This is a genomic window from Promicromonospora sp. NPDC059942 (genome assembly GCF_042731755.1).
GTDB lineage: Bacteria > Actinomycetota > Actinomycetes > Actinomycetales > Cellulomonadaceae > Promicromonospora.
In genome coordinates this window covers 1,788-5,200 of record NZ_JBHWLR010000049.1, presented here as the reverse complement: position 1 = coordinate 5,200, position 3,413 = coordinate 1,788, and the positions used below count along the sequence as shown (strand labels likewise).

The 3,413-nt window shown below is 56.4% G+C and carries 1 rRNA gene; it reads right to left on the bottom strand.

The features are described 5' to 3' along the window. Positions 1–103 precede the first annotated feature (103 nt). A 23S ribosomal RNA gene (locus tag ACFV9Q_RS29175) occupies positions 104–3,232 on the bottom strand. Positions 3,233–3,413 lie beyond the last annotated feature (181 nt).

Here is a 3,413-nt window from a genome sequence, read left to right as displayed (position 1 = left end):
GCGATGAAGCCAGTGGTGTTGGAAGGGGTTGGTGCCCGTGACTCGGGAACCGCATAGTGGACGCGACACGCTTTGAACTTGATTTTTAGCTCGTGTGAGTGTGGTTGTGAAGTTATCGGCAGGTTAGTACCGGTCAGCTCCACAGGTCTTCAGTCCCTGCTTCCACATCCGGCCTATCAACCCAGTGGTCTGCTGGGTGCCTCTCACACACAAGGTGTATGGAAACCTCATCTCGAAGCAGGCTTCCCGCTTAGATGCTTTCAGCGGTTATCCCTTCCGAACGTAGCCAACCAGCCATGCTCCTGGCGGAACAACTGGCACACCAGAGGTTCGTCCGTCCCGGTCCTCTCGTACTAGGGACAGCCCTTCTCAAGTTTCCTACGCGCGCAGCGGATAGGGACCGAACTGTCTCACGACGTTCTAAACCCAGCTCGCGTACCGCTTTAATGGGCGAACAGCCCAACCCTTGGGACCTACTCCAGCCCCAGGATGCGACGAGCCGACATCGAGGTGCCAAACCATGCCGTCGATATGGACTCTTGGGCAAGATCAGCCTGTTATCCCCGGGGTACCTTTTATCCGTTGAGCGACGGCGCTTCCACAAGCCACCGCCGGATCACTAGTTCCGACTTTCGTCCCTGCTCGACCTGTCGGTCTCACAGTCAAGCTCCCTTGTGCACTTGCACTCGACACCTGATTACCAACCAGGCTGAGGGAACCTTTGAGCGCCTCCGTTACATTTTAGGAGGCAACCGCCCCAGTTAAACTACCCACCAGGCACTGTCCCTGATCCGGATTACGGACCGAGGTTAGACATCCGAAGCGATCAGAGTGGTATTTCAACAATGACTCCACCCGAGCTGGCGCCCGAGCTTCACAGTCTCCCACCTATCCTACACAAACCGCACCGAACACCAATACCAAGCTATAGTAAAGGTCCCGGGGTCTTTCCGTCCTGCTGCGCGTAACGAGCATCTTTACTCGTAGTGCAATTTCGCCGAGTTCGCGGTTGAGACAGCGGAGAAGTCGTTACGCCATTCGTGCAGGTCGGAACTTACCCGACAAGGAATTTCGCTACCTTAGGATGGTTATAGTTACCACCGCCGTTTACTGGGGCTTAAATTCTGGGCTTCGCCGAAGCTAACCCGTCCTCTTAACCTTCCAGCACCGGGCAGGCGTCAGTCCGTATACATCGTCTTGCGACTTCGCACGGACCTGTGTTTTTAGTAAACAGTCGCTTCTCCCTGGTCTCTGCGGCCCTCCCCGCGTCCCCCAGCAAGTGGGTTAACGGTTCAGGCCCCCCTTCTCCCGAAGTTACGGGGGCATTTTGCCGAGTTCCTTAACCACGATTCACTCGATCGCCTTAGTATTCTCTACCTGACCACCTGAGTCGGTTTAGGGTACGGGCGGCTAGTCCCTCGCGTCGAGGCTTTTCTAGGCAGCATAGGATCACCAGATTCCCGCATACACGGTCACTATCAGCTCTCACCCTTATATGACACCCGGATTTGCCTAGGTGTCGGGCTACAACCTTGGACGTGGACAACCATCGCCACGCCTGGCTACCTTCCTGCGTCACCCCTGTTAACACGCTTACCTACTACCGGATCAGGTCCCACGCCTCCCCACCAGTGAGACCCGAAGGTCTCGGCGGTGGCTTGGGGTGGTTAGTATCACCGGGCTCGGTATGGGCGGTACTTCGCCGGTAGGAGAATATCAACTCCTTGTCCATCGACTACGCCTGTCGGCCTCGCCTTAGGTCCCGACTTACCCAGGGCGGATGAACCTGGCCCTGGAACCCTTGGTCATTCGGCGGACGGGATTCACACCCGTCATTCGCTACTCATGCCTGCATTCTCACTCGTGTAGGCTCCACCGCTAGGTCACCCTGCGACTTCACTGCCCACACGACGCTCCCCTACCCACCCACACACCTGAACACACAGAACAAGTCTGGTGCTGGGCTTGCGATCAAACGCAATGTGAGTGCCACGGCTTCGGCGGTGTGCTTGAGCCCCGCTACATTGTCGGCGCGGAATCACTTGACCAGTGAGCTATTACGCACTCTTTCAAGGGTGGCTGCTTCTAAGCCAACCTCCTGGTTGTCTGTGCAACTCCACATCCTTTCCCACTGAGCACACGCTTAGGGGCCTTAGCCGGTGATCTGGGCTGTTTCCCTCTCGACCACGGAGCTTATCCCCCGCAGTCTCACTGCCGCGCTTGCACTTACCGGCATTCGGAGTTTGGCTGACGTCAGTAACCTGGTGAGGCCCATTAGCCATCCAGTAGCTCTACCTCCGGCAAGAAACACGCGACGCTGCACCTAAATGCATTTCGGGGAGAACCAGCTATCACGAAGTTTGATTGGCCTTTCACCCCTAACCACAGGTCATCCCCCAGGTTTTCAACCCTGGTGGGTTCGGTCCTCCACGCCGTCTTACCGGCGCTTCAACCTGCCCATGGCTAGATCACTTCGCTTCGGGTCTAGACCCGGCGACTGAATCGCCCTATTCGGACTCGCTTTCGCTACGGATACCCCACACGGGTTAACCTCGCCACCGAGCACTAACTCGCAGGCTCATTCTTCAAAAGGCACGCCGTCACCCCTACCAAGGAGGCTCCGACGGATTGTAGGCACACGGTTTCAGGTACTATTTCACTCCCCTCCCGGGGTACTTTTCACCTTTCCCTCACGGTACTTGTCCGCTATCGGTCACTAGGTAGTATTTAGGCTTAGCAAGTGGTCTTGCCAGATTCACACGAGATTTCACGGGCCCCGTGCTACTTGGGATCCCCTCCACCAGGCCGCACCATTTCGTCTACGGGACTCCCACCCACTACGGTCCGGTATTCAACCCGGTTCGACTATGACACGACTTTCTTACTGGCTACCAGACTGTCAGATCTGGTCAGAAGGTCCCACAACCCCGCACACGCAACGCCTGACAGCTTGACACGCATACGGTTTGGCCTCATCCGCTTTCGCTCGCCACTACTCACGGAATATCTCTTCCTGTCGGTACTGAGATGTTTCACTTCCCGACGTTCCCTCCACACGCCCTATACATTCAGGCGCGGGTAACCGAACATGACTTCGGCTGGGTTCCCCCATTCGGAGACCCTCGGATCACAGCTTGTCTGCCAACTCCCCGAGGATTATCGCAGGCTACAACGTCCTTCTTCGGCTCCTAGTGCCAAGGCATCCACCAATGTGCCCTTAAAAACTTCAGCAACACTACAATCACAGAAACCAAGACAACATACTCCCGAGACAACCAACCCGACGAAGCAAAACCCCGCCGACCAGTCATCACCATGGAGCAGTCTTGGAAAAATTCAAAGATGCTCGCGTCCACTATGCAGTTCTCAAGCAACGGACGAACCCACCAGGCAAACCGCAACCACCAACACCG